Annotated in this window: 17 protein-coding genes; 6 read left to right on the top strand and 11 right to left on the bottom strand. The window is 65.6% G+C overall.

The window, feature by feature from the left end:
- Positions 1–171: 171 nt before the first annotated feature.
- Positions 172–1,515 (top strand): phosphoglucosamine mutase, encoded by a 1,344-nt coding sequence (gene glmM / locus QQK18_RS20230; RefSeq protein ID WP_284342191.1) that lies wholly within the window; start codon positions 172–174, stop codon positions 1,513–1,515.
- 96 nt (positions 1,516–1,611) lie between these two features.
- Here glmM and QQK18_RS20225 read toward each other — a convergent pair whose 3' ends face one another.
- Positions 1,612–1,989, bottom strand: coding sequence for a VOC family protein (locus tag QQK18_RS20225; RefSeq protein ID WP_284342190.1), 378 nt, complete (start codon positions 1,987–1,989; stop codon positions 1,612–1,614).
- Positions 1,990–2,229: 240 nt separating this feature from the next.
- On the opposite strand from QQK18_RS20225, the gene QQK18_RS20220 reads away from it, so the two are divergent.
- Together QQK18_RS20220 and denD are read left to right on the top strand one after the other, a co-directional pair.
- Positions 2,230–3,000, top strand: coding sequence for an outer membrane protein (locus QQK18_RS20220; RefSeq protein WP_284342189.1), 771 nt, complete (start codon positions 2,230–2,232; stop codon positions 2,998–3,000).
- A 109-nt stretch (positions 3,001–3,109) separates the two neighbouring features.
- Entirely contained in the window at positions 3,110–4,084 is a 975-nt protein-coding gene (gene denD, locus QQK18_RS20215; protein ID WP_284342188.1) for a D-erythronate dehydrogenase, read from the top strand.
- A 4-nt stretch (positions 4,085–4,088) separates the two neighbouring features.
- Here denD and QQK18_RS27460 read toward each other — a convergent pair whose 3' ends face one another.
- From QQK18_RS27460 to QQK18_RS20175, 9 genes are all read right to left on the bottom strand, one after another.
- Positions 4,089–4,358 carry a substrate-binding domain-containing protein gene (locus QQK18_RS27460; protein WP_348523246.1) on the bottom strand — a complete coding sequence of 90 codons (270 nt, stop codon included), beginning with the start codon at positions 4,356–4,358 and terminating at the stop codon, positions 4,089–4,091.
- A gap of 10 nt (positions 4,359–4,368) precedes the next feature.
- A complete protein-coding gene (locus tag QQK18_RS20210) occupies positions 4,369–5,049 on the bottom strand; it encodes an ABC transporter substrate-binding protein (protein ID WP_348523245.1) in 681 nt (226 codons plus the stop codon).
- A gap of 27 nt (positions 5,050–5,076) precedes the next feature.
- Positions 5,077–6,024 carry an ABC transporter substrate-binding protein gene (locus tag QQK18_RS20205; protein ID WP_284342187.1) on the bottom strand — a complete coding sequence of 316 codons (948 nt, stop codon included), beginning with the start codon at positions 6,022–6,024 and terminating at the stop codon, positions 5,077–5,079.
- A 23-nt stretch (positions 6,025–6,047) separates the two neighbouring features.
- Complete coding sequence (locus QQK18_RS20200) at positions 6,048–6,953, bottom strand: sucrase ferredoxin (RefSeq protein WP_284342186.1); 906 nt, start codon at positions 6,951–6,953, stop codon at positions 6,048–6,050.
- Entirely contained in the window at positions 6,953–7,927 is a 975-nt protein-coding gene (locus tag QQK18_RS20195) for an ABC transporter substrate-binding protein (protein WP_284342185.1), read from the bottom strand. Before QQK18_RS20195 ends, QQK18_RS20200 begins: the two co-directional genes overlap by 1 nt.
- A gap of 11 nt (positions 7,928–7,938) precedes the next feature.
- Entirely contained in the window at positions 7,939–9,003 is a 1,065-nt protein-coding gene (locus QQK18_RS20190; protein WP_284342184.1) for a FecCD family ABC transporter permease, read from the bottom strand.
- On the bottom strand, positions 9,000–10,025 hold the full coding sequence (locus QQK18_RS20185) for a FecCD family ABC transporter permease (protein ID WP_284342183.1): 1,026 nt from the start codon (positions 10,023–10,025) through the stop codon (positions 9,000–9,002). The genes QQK18_RS20190 and QQK18_RS20185 overlap by 4 nt, the downstream gene beginning before the upstream one ends.
- Positions 10,022–10,888, bottom strand: a complete 867-nt coding sequence (locus QQK18_RS20180; RefSeq protein WP_284342182.1) for an ABC transporter ATP-binding protein — start codon at positions 10,886–10,888, stop codon at positions 10,022–10,024. Before QQK18_RS20180 ends, QQK18_RS20185 begins: the two co-directional genes overlap by 4 nt.
- 116 nt (positions 10,889–11,004) lie before the next feature.
- Positions 11,005–11,925: an ABC transporter substrate-binding protein gene (locus QQK18_RS20175; RefSeq protein WP_284342181.1), complete on the bottom strand. Its 921-nt coding sequence runs from the start codon at positions 11,923–11,925 to the stop codon at positions 11,005–11,007.
- 150 nt (positions 11,926–12,075) lie between these two features.
- Here QQK18_RS20175 and QQK18_RS20170 point away from each other — a divergent pair, with 150 nt between their 5' ends.
- The 3 genes from QQK18_RS20170 to QQK18_RS20160 are packed head-to-tail and all read left to right on the top strand — an operon-like array spanning position 12,076 to position 14,916.
- The gene (locus QQK18_RS20170) at positions 12,076–13,044 is read left to right on the top strand and encodes a FecCD family ABC transporter permease (RefSeq protein ID WP_284342180.1); all 969 of its coding nucleotides are present in this window, start codon (positions 12,076–12,078) and stop codon (positions 13,042–13,044) included.
- Positions 13,041–14,084, top strand: a complete 1,044-nt coding sequence (locus QQK18_RS20165) for a FecCD family ABC transporter permease (RefSeq protein WP_284342179.1) — start codon at positions 13,041–13,043, stop codon at positions 14,082–14,084. The genes QQK18_RS20170 and QQK18_RS20165 overlap by 4 nt, the downstream gene beginning before the upstream one ends.
- On the top strand, positions 14,074–14,916 hold the full coding sequence (locus tag QQK18_RS20160) for an ABC transporter ATP-binding protein (protein ID WP_284342178.1): 843 nt from the start codon (positions 14,074–14,076) through the stop codon (positions 14,914–14,916). The genes QQK18_RS20165 and QQK18_RS20160 overlap by 11 nt, the downstream gene beginning before the upstream one ends.
- A 180-nt stretch (positions 14,917–15,096) precedes the next feature.
- On the opposite strand, the gene QQK18_RS20155 is transcribed toward QQK18_RS20160, so the two are convergent.
- Positions 15,097–15,909 carry a DUF72 domain-containing protein gene (locus tag QQK18_RS20155; protein ID WP_284342177.1) on the bottom strand — a complete coding sequence of 271 codons (813 nt, stop codon included), beginning with the start codon at positions 15,907–15,909 and terminating at the stop codon, positions 15,097–15,099.

Below are 15,909 nucleotides of genomic sequence, written 5' to 3'. Positions count from 1 at the left end.
TCGAGCACGGCGCTGGCCACCTGCCGGGAAAAGACGGTGGACGGCAAGTACTTCGTTAACCCGCGCTATCGATTTTCTGCCCAATATGGATATTAACGCTCGCGAGCGTGAAATTCGCACGGGCGCGCGGGTCGCGCTATAATGCGCGCCATTTCTGTTGAGAGGCTTTCCATGGGCAGGAAATATTTCGGAACCGACGGTATCCGAGGCAAGGCTAACGGGGCCAAGCTCACGCCCGACCTTGCCATGAAGGTGGGCATGGCCGCGGGTCTGAAGTTCGTCAACGGCGACCACCGCAACCGCGTCGTCATCGGCAAGGATACGCGCCGGTCCGGCTACATGATCGAATACGCGCTCGTTGCCGGCTTTACGGCCGTCGGCATGGACGTTTATCTGCTTGGTCCCATGCCGACTCCGGCGGTCGCCATGCTGACGCGGTCGCTGCGTGCCGATCTCGGCGTGATGATCTCGGCCTCCCACAATCCGTTCGAGGACAACGGCATCAAGCTCTTCCGGCCGGACGGCTACAAGCTTTCCGACACCGTCGAGGCCGAGATCGAGCGCCTTATCGATTCCAACCTCCTACCCAAGCTCGCGCAGGGACATGACATCGGACGCGCCTATCGCGACGACGAGGCGCGCACGCGCTATATCGAATACGCCAAGCGCACCCTGCCGCGGAACATGGACCTGACAGGCATTCGTGTCGTGCTCGATTGCGCCAACGGCGCGGCCTACAAGGTCGCTCCCCTTGCCCTGTGGGAACTCGGGGCGGAGGTCATCACCATTGGTGACAACCCGGACGGTTTCAATATCAACCACAAGGTGGGTTCGACCGCGCCCGAGGCGGTCTGCGCCAAAGTCAAAGAGATGCGCGCCGATATCGGCATCGCGCTCGACGGGGACGCGGACCGGGTCATCATCGTCGACGAGAAGGGGCAGGTGGTTGATGGCGACCAGTTTATGGCGGTCATCGCCCAGAGCTGGCTGAGGCGCAACATGCTGCTCGGCGGCGGGATCGTCGCCACCATCATGTCCAATCTGGGGCTCGAACGGTATCTTTCGTCGATCGGCCTCAAGCTCGAGCGCACTCAGGTCGGTGACCGCTACGTGCTCGAGGCGATGCGGTCCGGCGGCTTCAACGTCGGCGGCGAACAGTCCGGCCACATCATTCTCTCCGATTTCACCACGACCGGCGACGGTCTGGTGGCCGCGTTGCAGCTCCTCTCCGTCATCAAGGAGGAGGAGCGCTCGGTCTCGGAGGTCTGCTCGCGGTTCGAGAAGGTGCCGCAGCTCCTGCGCAACGTGCAATTCAAGGCCGGCCGGCCGCTCGAAGACAAGATGATCAAGAAGCTCATCGCCGACAGCCAGGCGCGCCTCGGCTCCGCGGGCCGCCTCGTCATCCGCGAATCGGGCACCGAACCCGTCATCCGGGTTATGGGCGAAGCGGACGACGCCGCGCTCGTCACTTCCATCGTTTCCGAGATCGAGGCGGCCATCCAGCAGGTCGCCTAGGGTCTCGAAAACGGCCATTTTCGCCTCTGCCTGACCTGAATCCCAACACACCTGGAGCGCATCGCCGTCCTGGAACGTCCGAGGCTGCTGGCCGCCTTAGCTGCCCATCAGCGCATGGATGTTGCCGTCCGGATCCTTGAACCAGGCGAGCTTGAAGCCTTCCATGTCGTGAATGTCGCCGTCGCGTGAGACGCCGGGAAAATCGTAATGCTCGAACGTGACGCCTTTGGCGCGCAGATGGTCCAGAACAGGCTTGATGTCGCCCCCGACATCCCAGCTCACGGTCGTTGCCTGGTTGGTGCCGGCATATTGAGACTGGTAGACGAAGAGCGGCGTGCCGCCGGTGGCGTAGGTCGCCGCATCCCGGGTCTCGGTCCCCGTGGGTTTCAGTTCCAGCGTCTTCTCGTAGAAGTCGCGCGCACGCTCAAAATCGGCGACGGCAACCGTTGCCATAGCGGCTTTGGTGCTGATCATTTGCTCCTCCCATTCCGGCGCCTGACGCCGGTTTCCGACTAAGCCTGGGAGAGAGCTTTCGTTCCCGCCGAGAACAAATTTATGAAGTACCGCTCCGTTGAAACCTGCGGCGTAGGCGATCTTTACCGATAACTTTGCCGCTCGTTAGGGTTAAGTGGCGTGGTTAAGCGTCGTTTAAGGAAATTGCTCGATATTGTTCGCGATTCCACTGCCTTTTTGGCAATATTGAAGGATCGTGACATGCGCAAGCTCATCGCCGCGATCATGGTGGCAGGAGCCGCCCTGATCGCTGCCCCCGTCCAGGCGGCCGACATTCCGGTCTATCCGCCGGTCATCGAAATTCCCGAACTTCCCCCGGTCGACTACGGTCTGCAGGGCGCGTTCTACCTGCGCGGCAGCGCCGCCGGGAACGTACTTTGGGCCAAGGAAGTGACCGCCTTTGGCTGCGAACCCTGCGGTGCGTTCGTCGAGCGGACCTGGGACGTGGACGAAGTCGGCTACGGCTATAGCGTGGGCGCCGGTCTCGGTTTCGAGACGGGCACAGGCCTGCGGGTCGACGCGACGGTCGATTACCTTTCCAATGAGGGTGCCTCGATCACCAAGGGACCGACCTCCGACTTTCCGGGCGAATACTCGCTCAACCTGCGCTCGACGGTGGTTTTGGCCAACGTCTACTATGACTTCAGCTTCTCGGATGCTTATGGCTACGGCGGCTATTCGGCCGCGGGCGGCCCCTTCGCTTATGTAGGCGCCGGCGCGGGCGTTGCCTTCAACGAGGTCGATGTCGACGCTCCGGCCGGCAATCCCATCGATAGCGGCAATAATACCAGCTTTGCGGCGGCTGGCATGGTCGGCCTCGGGTACGACTTCGGTGCCTTCACCGCCGATCTCGGCTATCGTGCCCTCTATATCGCCGAAATCGCCAACGAGGCGGCGGCTCCTCAAGGCTTCTCGGTTTCGGACGCCTGGGTCCACGAAGTCCGCGGCACCGTCCGTTACCGCTTCAACTGACCCCGACAGAACGCCGGATTGTCACGATCGACGACGGCGCCCACGGGCGCCGTTCTCTTTTGCGCGAACGTGAATAGACTGGCGGATAGGCCAGCAGGGAGGACAGGCAATGAAAGTTCTGGTGATCGGCGCAGCCGGTATGATCGGGCGCAAGCTGACGGCGCGGATTGCAGCTGACGAGGCTATCGGCGGCACGCCGGTATCGGACCTGGTGCTCGCCGACGTGGTAGCGCCGTCGGCGACCGAAGGGCCGATCCCGGCAGATACAATCGCTGCAGACCTGTCGCGGCCGGGCGTCGCCGAAAGCCTTATCGCCGGCCGCCCGAACCTCATCTTCCACCTGGCGGCGATCGTTTCGGGCGAGGCAGAGGCCGATTTCGACAAGGGCTATACGATCAATCTCGACGGCACGCGATTCCTCCTCGAGGCGATCCGCCGGGCGCATATCGAGGATGGGTACGTGCCTCGCCTTGTCTTCACCTCCTCGATCGCGGTGTTCGGCGCGCCGTTCCCGGAAGAGATTGGCGACGAATTCCACCTGACGCCGTTGACCAGCTACGGCACGCAGAAGGCTGTCGGCGAACTGCTGCTGGCCGACTATTCGCGCCGCGGCTTCCTCGACGGCGTCGGCATCCGCCTGCCGACCATCGCCATCCGCCCGGACAAGCCCAACAAGGCAGCCTCGGGCTTTTTCTCGGGCATCATCCGCGAGCCGCTGATGGGCGAAGAGGCGGTGCTGCCGGTCGCCGATACGGTCAGGCACTGGTTCGCCAGCCCCCGGGCCGCGGTCGGGTTCCTGCTGCACGCGGCGGCGATGGAGACGTCATCACTGGGCGCGCGGCGGAGCCTCACCATGCCCGGCGTTGCCGCAACCGTCGCCGAGGAGATCGAGGCGCTGCGCCGGGCGGCCGGCGACAAGGCGGTGGCGCTGATCCGGCGGGAGCCGGACGAGACGATCGCGCGGATCGTTGCCGGCTGGCCGCAGACATTCAAAGCCGAGCGCGCGACAGCGCTCGGCTTTACCGCGGACCGCGACTTCGACGAGATCGTCGCCACCCACATTGCCGACGAACTCGGCGATTAGTGCCCTATTCCGCCTTGGACTCGAAGCGGCGGCCGGAGATGTGCGAGATCACCGTGTAGCTCAAGACCCCGAGGCCGTAATAGGAGGAGGCGGAAGCCTGTTCGCGCGGCATGACGATCATCTGGTTCGTCCGGCAGGCGTGGAGGAACTTGCAGAAATTGGGCATGACCGCCTCGAGATGTCCGATGGCGTCGGCCGGGGTCTCGAGCGTGTCGGTGCGGTAGGTGACGAAGAGGAAGTCGGCGTCGAGCTCGGGCAGGGTCTCGGCGCTCATGCGCTCGAACTCACCCTCGGGGGATCGCCTCGACCCGCTCGGGAAAGGTGAAGCCTGAATCGCGCAGCACTTTGCCGAGCGCACCATAGGTGTGCCAGCTCAGCACCTGCCCGTCGACGCCCTGGATGACATTGACGGAGATGTCGCCGGTGTCGATCAGGCGCCTGATCTGTTCGACCTGGCCGGCATAGCGGTCCTTGAGCACGGCCAGACGGTCCTGCGTCCCGGTGATCTCGGCAAGGACATCATAGATCTCGAAATCGCCGCGTGCCTCGTCATCGAGGACGATGGTCGGGGCGATCGCTTCGAGCTGCTCGACCGGCGCGGTCTGCCACGGCGTGGTGATGATGAGGTCGGGCTCGGCGGCCGCGACCGCCTCGACATCGACCGGCAGGTTGCCGAGGAACTCGATATCGGAATTGTCGAAGTCGACCCCGGTCAACACCCTGCTGGCGCGAATGAAGCCCTCGCCCTCCGGGGTAGTGCGGCCGTGGTTGGCGATGGGCATCACGCCGAGTTCGATGAGCGGCACGGTGAGGGCGAGATCCTGGAGCGAGGCAATGCGCTGCGGCGCGACCGGGATTTCCACAGTGCGGCCGAGATCATCGGTGAAGCTGCGCGTCTCCTGAGCAAAGGCGGCTGGGACAAGAAGCGCGCTGATGGCGGCGACAAACAGACGGGCGATCTTCATCGGAGGGGTCCTTTTCCGGAAAGGGAACTATTGGCCGGCCGGCGGCGTGGTGAGGCCGAGCACGGTATAGGCGAGCATGCCGAGGGCGCCGTAGGAGGAGACGAATGTCTCGTCGCGCGGAATGGCGATCAGCCGGCCGTTCTGGCAGGCGGTGAGGAACGCACAATAGCCGGGGACGAGCGCTTCGAGCTGTCCGTAAGCGTCCGCGGGTGTCTCGCCGAACTCCGCGCGATAGGTGACGAAGACGAGGTCAGCATCCATCTGCGGCAGCAGTTCGGGGCTGAAATCGGCGTACTGGCCGTAATCGACGTTGGCCACGGCATCGGGCATGGCAAAGCCAGCATCGCGCAGTACGCGCCCGAGAGCCGCGAAATGGCTGTAGGAGCGTACCTGACCCTCGACGGCGGCGATAACGTTGACCGACACGTTGGCGGTGTCGACGAGGCTGCGCAACTGGCCGATCTGCTGTTCGTACCGCGCCTCGAGCAGGGCCAGTCGGTCCTCTCTGCCGGTGATCTCGGCCAGACGCTCATAGAGTTCGAACTTGTCGCTGCGGTTGAAGTCCAGGAGGATCGCCGGGGCAATATGGGCGAAGAGCTCGGGGTCCTGGTTAGTCGAGAGGATGATGAGATCCGGTTCGATTTCGGCGACGGCTTCCGGGTAGATCTCGGTCCCCGTGCCGAGGAAGGCGACGTCGGCGGTGTCGAAATCGACGCCGGTCATCATCTTGGAAGAGCGCATGAAGGTCGCCCCGTCGTCCCCTGCGCGGCCATGGCTGCCGACAGGCAGCACACCGAGCTCGATCAGCGGCACGGAAAAGAAGAGGTCGTGAAGCGAGGCGATGCGCTGAGGATCGGCGGGAATCTCGACGGTGCGGCCGGCGTCGTCGATAAAGCTGCGGGTCTCATCAGCGAGCGCGGGCAGGGCGGCGAGCAGGGCCAGCGCCGCAGCGGCAAGGCGGGACAGGATGCGCATTGGTTAGGTTCCTTTCTCGGACGTCATCGGCTCTGCGCGGCGAAGGCTGTGACCCGCCAGCGCGCGGTGATTTCCGGTTCTTTGCCGGCCGCGAGTGCGTCGCAGCGGCCATGGACCGGGATTGCCTCTGCTCCGAGGCGCATGCTGAGAGGCGTGCCCGCGGCAGTGACGGTCACAGCGAACTCGGCGCCGGCCGCCTCGTCGTCGGGCCAGGCGATGTCGGGCAGGCTGACGCTTGCCTGGGGAAGGCCGTGGGCCTGCGCCCACGCCATGGCGGCGTGTTCGGCGACCTGCGCGGTCTGTGGCAGTCCCGGGCGACCACGATAGGCGGGGAGATAGATGTCGCCGCGCGCGAGGGTGGCGAGGAATTCGTCCGCCTCCTCGGGAGCAACGCGCCCATAACGCTGGCGCTGCGGCAAGACGACGAGCGAGGCGGCGAAGCGGCAGCCGCCGACATGGGTTGCCTGCAAGAGGTTGAAACGGCCAGGGTCGGCCGCCGCCTTCAGCGTCTTGAAGGTTGCAAAGCCATAGCGGGCGCAGCAGGCGTCGCGCCGGCTGTCGGTGCAGCAGAGGACGACCGTACGCGGGTCGGCACGACCCTCGAACATCTCGCCGGCGGTGAAGTGGGAAATCGCCTGCGCCAGCGCCTGCTGGTCGGGGAAGTCGGCAGCGATCCCGTCAGCCTGAAGGCTAGGCAAGGCATCGCTTTCGCCGACACGGTCGACGAGGGCGACGTGGATACCGGCTTTCATCGCCAGCCGCACTGCCTCGCGCAACGGCTCGTCCATGCCGACCGACTCGAAGCGCGGCACGCGCCATTTGCCGCGCGGCCAGGCGAGGAGCAGCACACGTTCGGCGAGGTTGCCGGTGCCGGGGAGGGGCTCGCCCCGCTCGAGGCAAAGATCGCGGCAGAAGACGTGACCGGCCATCACTTGCCTTCGTCGAACGGAGTGAAGGGACGGGCGGCGATATGTGCCTCGACGAGTTCGAGCGCGAGCTCCAGCGAGGTCATGGTGCTGCCGAAGGCGGGAGCCGGCAGGAGGACGAGTTGCCCATTGCGGCAGGCGGAAAGCGCCTGGCACCAGCCGGGGGCGAATTTCTCGTAGGCGGCGTTGATCGCTTGTGGGGTCGCGTCCGGCTGCTGGCGATAGAAGCCGAAAATGAAGTCGGCATTCAGCTCCTCGATCAGCTCGCGGCTGAACGAGGCCTGCGTCTCCTGAAGCGCGGCAACGGCCTCGGGCCGGGCGAAGCCGACATCGGCGACGACCCGCGTCATGGCGCCGAGATTATCGCGGTAGACCCACAGCTCTTCGCCCGCCGGAAACATGAAGGTGAGCGTCACCGAGATGTCCCCGGCGCTGCCGAGGAAGGATTTCAGCCGCTCGACATTGGCGAGATAACGCTCGAAGCGCGGCTCGAAATTGCTTGTGGTGCCGGTGATGTCGGCAAGGGTCTTGAGCGTATCGACCAGGCCGAGGGTGGCATTGTCGATAACGAGGGTCGGGGCGACCGACTGCAGCTGATCGACGACATTGGGGTCGGTATAGGTACCGCCGATGATGAGGTCGGGCTGGAGCGCGGCGATCGCCTCGACGTCGAGGGCGTTGAACTGGCCGACGAAGGCGATGTTTGTGTTGGCGAAGTCGATGCCGAGGGTATCCATACCCGCTCGCATGTAGTGGCTGCCGTCCTCGGCTAGCCGTCCGGCGCTGCCGACCACCGGCGCGCCGAGCTCATATAGCGGGAGCGTGAGGATCTGGTCGTTGAGCGCCACGATGCGCTGAGGGGAGACTGGGATGTCGAACGTGCCGTTGGCGGCGGCGATGCTGCGGGTCTCTTGACCGAGAGCAGGCGGGAGGAAGGCTGCAAGGATGAGGGCGAGGGCTGCGAGCAGGCGGTGCATCGGTCGGTTTCTCAGTACGATTGGGTCTTGGCGCGGGCGAGCAGCACGATGAAGACCGGCACGCCGATAACGGCGGTCAGCAGCCCGGCCGGGATCTGGATGGGGGCAAAAAGCGCACGCCCGGCAAGATCGGCGGCGCCGACCAGCAGCGCGCCGACAAGGGCGGTGATCAGCAGGTTGAGCCCCATGCCGGCATGGGCAAGGCGGCGTGCGGCGTGCGGGGCGATGAGACCGACGAAGCCGAGAGGTCCGACGACCGAGGTGGCGATGGCGGCAAAGCCGACAGCGATGGCGACGAGTACGGGCCGGATCCAGTGCACCGGCGCGCCGAGCCCGGTGGCCGCGGCCTCGCCCATGCGCAACGCCGCCATGGCGCGGCTCATCATGAGCATTGCGGGCAGCAACACCGTCGACCAACCGGCTAGCGTCCACACGTCGCGCCAGGAGGCGGCGTTGATCGAGCCGGCGAGCCAGGAGAGCGCGGCCATGGCCCGGTCGATCTCACCATAGGTCATCAAGGCCGAGGTGATCGAAGAGATGAAGGCGGAAATGCCGATGCCCATCAGGATGAAGCGGATGGCGTTGCTACCCTCTCTTGTATGGGAGAGCCACTGGATGAGAACGGCAACGCAAATCGAGCCGGCAAAGGCGAGCCAGGGCCGGTAGGCTGGGCTGAGTTCGGGAAAGAGCACAGTCAGGGCAACGACGGCAAGCGCGGCGCCCTGGCTGACGCCGACGAGGGAGGGATCGGCGAGCCCGTTGCGGGTGACGGTCTGCAAGGCGGCGCCCGAGAGCGCCATCATCGCGCCGACGAGGGCTGCGGCGATGGTGCGGGGCAAGCGAAACTCCCAGACGACATTGTCGATGGCCCGGCTGATGCTGATGCCGCGCAGCGTCTCGGTGAGTTCGGAGAGGGACACGCCGTAGCTGCCAGTCGCGAGACTGACCGCCGAGAGGGCGACGATTGCCAGTACGAGAAGGCCGAGGGCCGCGAGCGCGCGCACCGGCAGGCGCAGCGCAATGCGCTCGCCGGGTGAACGCAGGACAAGGTGGCGAGGCGCGGTGAAAGCGGTCATCGCGCTCTCCGGCGCACCAGGTGGACGAAGAGCGGCGCGCCGACCATTGCGGTGATGATGCCGGTCGAGACCTCCTGCGGCGCAATGGCGATGCGCGCCACGATATCGATGGCAAGAAGGTAGGCGGCGCCGGCGAGGGCGGAATAAGGGACGATCCAGCGATAGTCGGCGCCGACATAGAGCCGCACCACGTGGGGAATGACGAGGCCGATGAAGCCCAGCGGTCCGGCGAGCGCCACCGAGCAGGCGGTGAGGACGACGACGGCCAGGAGCAGTTGTACCTTGAGGAAGCCTGTCTTGACGCCGAGGCCCCGCGCCACCTCGTCACCCATGGCAAGAACTGTCACCTGCCGGGCAAGGGCGAGCGCCAGCAGCATGGCGAGCGCCATCCACGGACCGGTGACGGCAAGGATGCCGATGTCGCGGCCGGCAAGCGAGCCGGTGAGCCAAACTCGCAGGTTCTCGAAGGTGTCCTGGCTCAAAAGATGGGCGATGGACACGCACGCGGCGAGGAAGGCGCTGATCGCGGCGCCAGCGAGGGTGAGGCTCAAGGGCGTCGCGCCACCCGGAACCCATCGTGCGATGAGATAGACGATGAGGGCAGCGGCGAGCGCCCCGCCGGAGGCGACCCAGGGAACCCACATAGTGCTGGAAAGGCCGAACCAGGCCGTGCCGACGACGACCGCAAAGGAAGCGCCGGCGGTGAGGCCGAGCAGGCCCGGGTCCGCCAGAGGGTTGCGGGTCACGCCTTGCATGAGCGCGCCGGCGACCGAGAGCGAGGCGCCGACGACGACGGCGACCATGGCGCGCGGCAGACGCAGGTCGCGCACGATGACGTGGTTGAACTCCGTCGGGTCGTAGGAGACCAGGGCGTCGAACACGGTGCCAACCGGCAGGCCCTTGGCACCCACGGCAATATGGAAGATGAAGACGAGGACGAGGCCGGCAAGGAGCAGCGGCATGCCGGTCCAGGCGCGGGCTTGATCGGTGCGCGGAACGGGGCTGTCGACGATCCCGGTCATGCCGGTTGCGGCGTGCGGGCGGCGGCGCGGGCGCCGAACGGCACGCAGACCAGCCGTCCGGTTACCGGATCGTGGAGCACGTGAGCCTCGAGGTCGAACACTTCGCGCAAGTGCTCCGTGGTGAACACGGCGCTGGGCGCGCCGGCGCAGGCGATGCGACCGTCGCGCATCATCACCAGGTAGTCGGCATAGGCGGCGGCAAGGCTGAGTTCATGGAGCACGACGACCAGCGTACGGCCGGTGCGATGTGCAAGCCCGGCGAGCAACTCCATCAGGTCGACCTGCACCTTGAGATCAAGGAAGGTTGTCGGCTCGTCGAGCAGCAGCAGGTCGGTTTCCTGGGCCAGAACCATGGCGATCCAGCAGCGCTGGCGCTGACCTCCGGAAAGCGTATCGACCGGGCGGTCGGCGAAATCGGCAACGCCAGCGATGTCCATGGCATGGATCACCGCCGCTTCGTCGGCCCGAGACCATTGACGCAGCAGCGACTGGTGCGGGTAGCGGCCCTGGGCGACAAGCTCGCGCAGGGTCAGGCCCTCCGGCGCAACGGGCCCCTGCGGCAGCAGGCCGAGCTTTTCGGCAACGGTACGGGTATTGGTGCGGTGGATGTCCTTGCCGTCGAGAAGCACGGCGCCGGCGCTTGGCGACAGGATGCGGGCGAGCGTCTTCAGAAGGGTGGACTTGCCGCTGCCGTTGGGGCCGATGAGGATGGTGACCTTACCGGAGGGAACGGCGAGGTCGACGCCCCTAAGGATATCCGCCCCGGCATAGCCGGCGTCGATACCGAGAGCCTCCAGCCGCGAAGGCGCTTCGCTATCGCTTTCGTTTCTGCCTTGCCTCGCGTGCACGGTCTGTCCCCGCATAGCTGACTCTCGTCGTCAGGTTTTGCGGTGACTACCAAAGCTGACAGCACCTATCAAGATAAAAGCAAGGGCGGGGCGGACTTGGTCCGGCCCGCCCTCCAGCAGTATCAATCGAATCAGCGGGTCGAGGCGACGCTGTAGATCTTCTCGATGTCGTCGAGCAGCAGATTGGCGGCGATATAGCCGCCGGCGGTGTTCCAGACGGCGTCGTCCACCTGGTGTGCCTTGCCCGCCTTGACCACTTCGAGGCTCTGCCAGAGCGGATCGACTGTCCATTCGGCTTCCTGGGCGTCACCGCCGCCGTCGCCGGTTTCATAGGTGAAGTAGAACATGCGGTCGCCCTCGAAATCGGGGATGCGTTCCTTTCCCACGTCGTCGGCAAATTCCTGCTTGTTCTGGATCGCCGGCCGGGCGAAGCCGATCTCGCCGAGGATGAGGCCGGCGAAGGTATCGAGATAGTAGATGCGGGTCATGGCCGAGCCGAAGCGCACCAGCGAGATTTCCTCGTTGAGCGCGTCGCCGAGTTCCTCGGCGAGCTTGGCCTCGCGGGCGGCAAAGGCATCGAGCGCGGCCTGCCCTTCTTCGCCCTTGCCGGCGGCGTCGGTGTAGAGCGCCATGTTGATCTTCCAGTCGCCGCGCAGGCGTTCGGCCATCACGGTCGGTGCGATGGCGGAAAGCTGCTCGTAGATCTTCTCCTGACGAGTCTTGTTGCCGATGATGAGGTCGGGCTGAAGCGCCGCGATCGCCTCGAGGTTGACCGCCGACTCCTCGCCGACGACGGTCACGTCCGCCATCTCGTCGGCGATGTGACTGTACCAGGGGTCGCCGGTCCAGGAGCGGACCGCACCGACCGGGGTGATGCCGACGGCGAGGAGGGCTTCGGTGCCCTCGTTGGTGAGGATGACGATGCGCTGCGGATCGTCGGGCACATCGGTCACGCCCATGGCATGGGTGATTTCGCGGGCCAGCGTCGCAGGGGCCGACAGGAGCGCGGCGACGACAGCCAGCGCTGCCAGACCGTGGCGGAGTATGGTCATTTCTTGCATCCCAAACTTGACAACCGTCTTCAGATAATGGTTGTGGCAAACATCAGAATTTAATCTGACTGTCAACATCCAGTTCAGAGGCGCGTCCTGTCCGATCTGACCGTACCCCATCGCCGGGAAGCGACGTTCGCCTGGCCGGTTATGGCGACCTATGGCGCGCTGGCGACTGGGCTGCTGCTGGTTATGGCGGCAAGCCTGACGCTCGGCTATCGCATCTATTCACTCGACCAGGTGGCGCGGGCGCTCTTTGCCTTCGACGGCACGGAAACCTCGGTGATCATCGCGAACCTGCGCCTGCCGCGTGCGGTGGTGGCGCCGATGGTCGGCGCCGCGCTCGGCATCGCCGGGGTGCTGGTGCAAACGCTTTCGCGTAACCGCATTGCCTCTCCCGACACGCTCGGGCTCAATGCCGGAGCATCGCTGAGCGTGGTGATGGCAAGCTCGGTGGTGGGCGTGTCCTCGTTGATGGGGCTGTCGCTGGCGGCGGCGCTCGGTGCGCTGCTCGCCGCGCTCCTCGTCTTCGGTATCGCGGCGACAGCGGGCGGGCTCTCGCCGTTGCGCATTGTCCTCGTCGGGGTCACCTTCGCCGGGCTCGGCCATTCGGTCGTCGAGGTGGTGCTGACCACAAACGAGGCGCAGATGCAGCAGTTGCTCTTCTGGCTCTCGGGTGCCTTCGTCGACCGGCCGCTGGCGCTCGCCGCCAACGGCGCACCGTTCATGGCCGCCGGGGCGCTGATCGCACTCGTCCTGTCGCGGGCGCTCGATGCGCTGCAGGCGGACGACTCGACGGCGGCAAGTCTCGGGGTACCCCTGTTCCTGGTGCGCGGGGCTGCGTTCCTTTCGGTCTCGTTGCTGACCGGAGCATCGGTGGCGATGGCGGGGCCGGTCGGCTTCGTCGGCCTGGTGGTGCCGCATGCGGCCCGGCGCCTGGTAGGCTTGCGTCACTCGCGCCAGATCGTGGCCGCTGCGCTGATCGGCGCGGTCTATACGACCGCCGCGGACGTCGCCGCCCGTTTCGTCATCTATCCGGTCGAGGCGCCAGTCGGGGCGGTCACGGCCGTCGTCGGCGGCGTCGTGCTGTTCGTGCTCCTGCGGCGGAGGGCGGCATGACGGCAATTGCAGCCCGCCCCGCCAGACCCGGAGTTGCGCGCGCCCCGCTGGTGCTTACCGCGATGGTTGTTCTTTTCGCGGTGCTGGGGCTTTCGGGAGTGGCTTTCGGGTCGACCTGGATACCGCTCGAGGACGTCGCCAGAGTCATCCTCGGTTTCGGCGACAAGACACAGAACCTCATCGTGCTGCAGTTGCGTCTACCGCGGGTGGTTGCAGCGATCCTGTCGGGCGGGGCGATCGCGGTCGCCGGGTACCTCCTGCAGAAGGTCACCCGCAATGAACTGGCCTCGCCGGGCGTCCTCGGTGTCGTCGATGGCGCGGCGCTCGGTGTTGTCATCTTCCTTGCCGCCCTTTCCGACGAGTCCAATGCGCTGGTCACCAGCATCGCCTATCAACCCCTTGCGGCGGCCATCGGCGGACTGACGGCCATCGCTCTCGTCTTTGCGCTATCGGGCCGCCAGGCCTCCTCGGCGGTGCGGCTCCTGCTCTTCGGCATCGCGGTGGCGGCGGTGGCCAAGGCGCTGACCATGATCATGATGCTGGTCGGCCCGATCTACCGCACCACCCAGGCGGCGCGTTGGATCGCCGGAGCGGTCAACGAGGTCAACTGGAGCGAGATCCAGATCACCTTCCTCGCGCTGGTGCCGCTGCTGGTCATCACGCTCCTCGTCGCACGCCGCCTGCCGCCCGCCGACCTCGACGAGGTTTCGGCCCAGAGCGTCGGACTCAACCTGCCGGTCGTGCGGCTGTTCATCTTCGTCCTCGCGGCGGTGCTCACCGCGGTCGGCGTGGCGTTCGTCGGCGGCGTCGGCTTCATCGGCCTGATGGCGCCGCACCTTGCGCGCATGCTCATGGGGCGCGGCGTCCATCTCGGGATCGTTGGCAGCTTCGTTATCGGGGCGATGATGCTCCTCGCCGCCGACCTTCTCGTGCGTGTCGCCTTCGCCCCGGTCGAAGTGCCGGCGGGCACCGTCACCGCCATTCTCGGGGCTCCCTATTTCCTCTATCTCCTCATGCGAAAGCAAAGCTATGACGGATGATCGTACCCAACACCGCATCGCGGTCGAGAACCTGACGCTCGCCTATGGGACGACGCGGGTACTCGATGCGCTGACCCTTCCGATCGAGCGCGGCAAGGTGACGGTGCTCGCCGGACCGAATGGCTGCGGAAAGTCGACGCTGCTGCGCGCCATCCGCAGGCTCCTGCGCGGGTCTGCGGGCCAAGTGCTGCTCGACGATGTCGACATTGACCGGATGAGCGGCAAGGATCTGGCTCTGCAGATCGGCCTCCTCGCGCAAAGCCCATCGGCCCCCGGCGATATGAGCGTCGAGGAACTGGTGCGGCTCGGGCGCTATCCGCACCAGACGATGATGCAGCCGTGGAGCCCGCGCGACGCCGAGGCAGTGGAGCGGGCGATGGCGGGTACCGGCGTCACCGGATTGCGCACCCGGCCGATCAGCTCGCTCTCGGGTGGGCAGCTGCAGCGGGTGTGGATCGCGCTGGTTCTCGCCCAGGAGACCGACGTCATCTGCCTCGACGAACCGGTCAACCATCTCGATATCGCCCACCAGCTCGAGTGCCTCGATCTCGTCAAGCGCCTCAATCGCGAACATGGGCGCACCATCGTTCTGGTGCTGCACGACCTCAACCTTGCCGCGCGCTATGCCGATCAGCTGGTGTTTGTGCGCGAGGGACGGATCGCTGCGCGCGGAACGCCGGCCGAACTGATGTCGGCAAAGCTCATCGAAGACGTGTTCGGCGTCCATGCCACTATCATCACCGATCCCGTCCACGGCAGTCCGGTGTGCATTCCGGCGAGCCGGAAGGCGATGTCGTCGGGCGTGGACGAGAAGGTCGCCGAGGCAGTTTAGTCGGCACAGCAAGTGCCCGCTTTTTGAGATTGTGCGCGTGTCGGCATCGCGTCACCCCCTCCCGGCCTCCCCCATCCATGGTGCTCGTGGCACGACCTTGCCAAGCCCACCAGACCGGCACCTCCCCCCTTGTGGGGGAGGTTGGGAGGGGGGTGGCTCAGGTGACCGAGCCAGTCCGAGTCACCTCAACCGCTCGATCAGCGCCATGGCAGCGGCCGGGTTTCGCTCCTTGAATCCGGAGATGACGTAGAGGAAGACTTCGGTCGGGCCGGCGTTAGCGGGCTTTTCCTCGACGGCGTCGAGACCCTCAGGCACGTCGCCCGCCGCCAGCGTCCTTGCGCGTTCGGCCCAGGTGTCGAGCGCAGCATCGGAATAGCCGAGCGGCTCGTCCTCGCTGGTGCCCATGATACGTAGATACGCGAACGGCGCGGTGATGTCGGCGATCTGAGTGTATTTGGCGTCGGCGGCCGTGATGACGGCGGCGCCGTATTTACGGGCAAGCGCGATGAACGCCGGATCGCGAAAACTCTCGTGTCGCACTTCGAGTGCGTGGCGGATCTGGCGACCCTCGATGCTTTTGGGCAGGAGCTTGAGGAAACCCTCGAAATCCTCGGGATCGAACCTCTTGGTCGGAGCGAACTGCCAGTTGATTGCGCCGAGCTTGTCCTTGAGTTCGAGCACGCCGCCCATGAGGAACCGCTCCACCGAATCACCGGCTTCGGCAAGAACCCGTCGGTTGGTGGCAAAACGCGGGCCCTTGAGCGAGAAGATGAAATCCTCGGGGGTTTCGTCATGCCACTTCGCGAAGCTCTCGGGTTTCTGAGACCCATAGAAGGTGCCGTTGATCTCGATGGAAGTGAGCTTGCTCGCGGCGTATTCGAGTTCGCGCTTCTGCGTCAGACCTTCGGGATAGAAGGTGCCGCGCCAGGGCTCGTAGGTCCATCCGCCGATGCCGATATGGATGCCGGACTGCTTGTTGGCCAATTGAGTCAT

The organism is Devosia nitrariae, assembly GCF_030160115.1.
GTDB lineage: Bacteria > Pseudomonadota > Alphaproteobacteria > Rhizobiales > Devosiaceae > Devosia > Devosia nitrariae.
The sequence above is the reverse complement of the archived record's forward strand: the minus strand, read 5'-3'. Positions and strand labels throughout refer to the sequence as shown.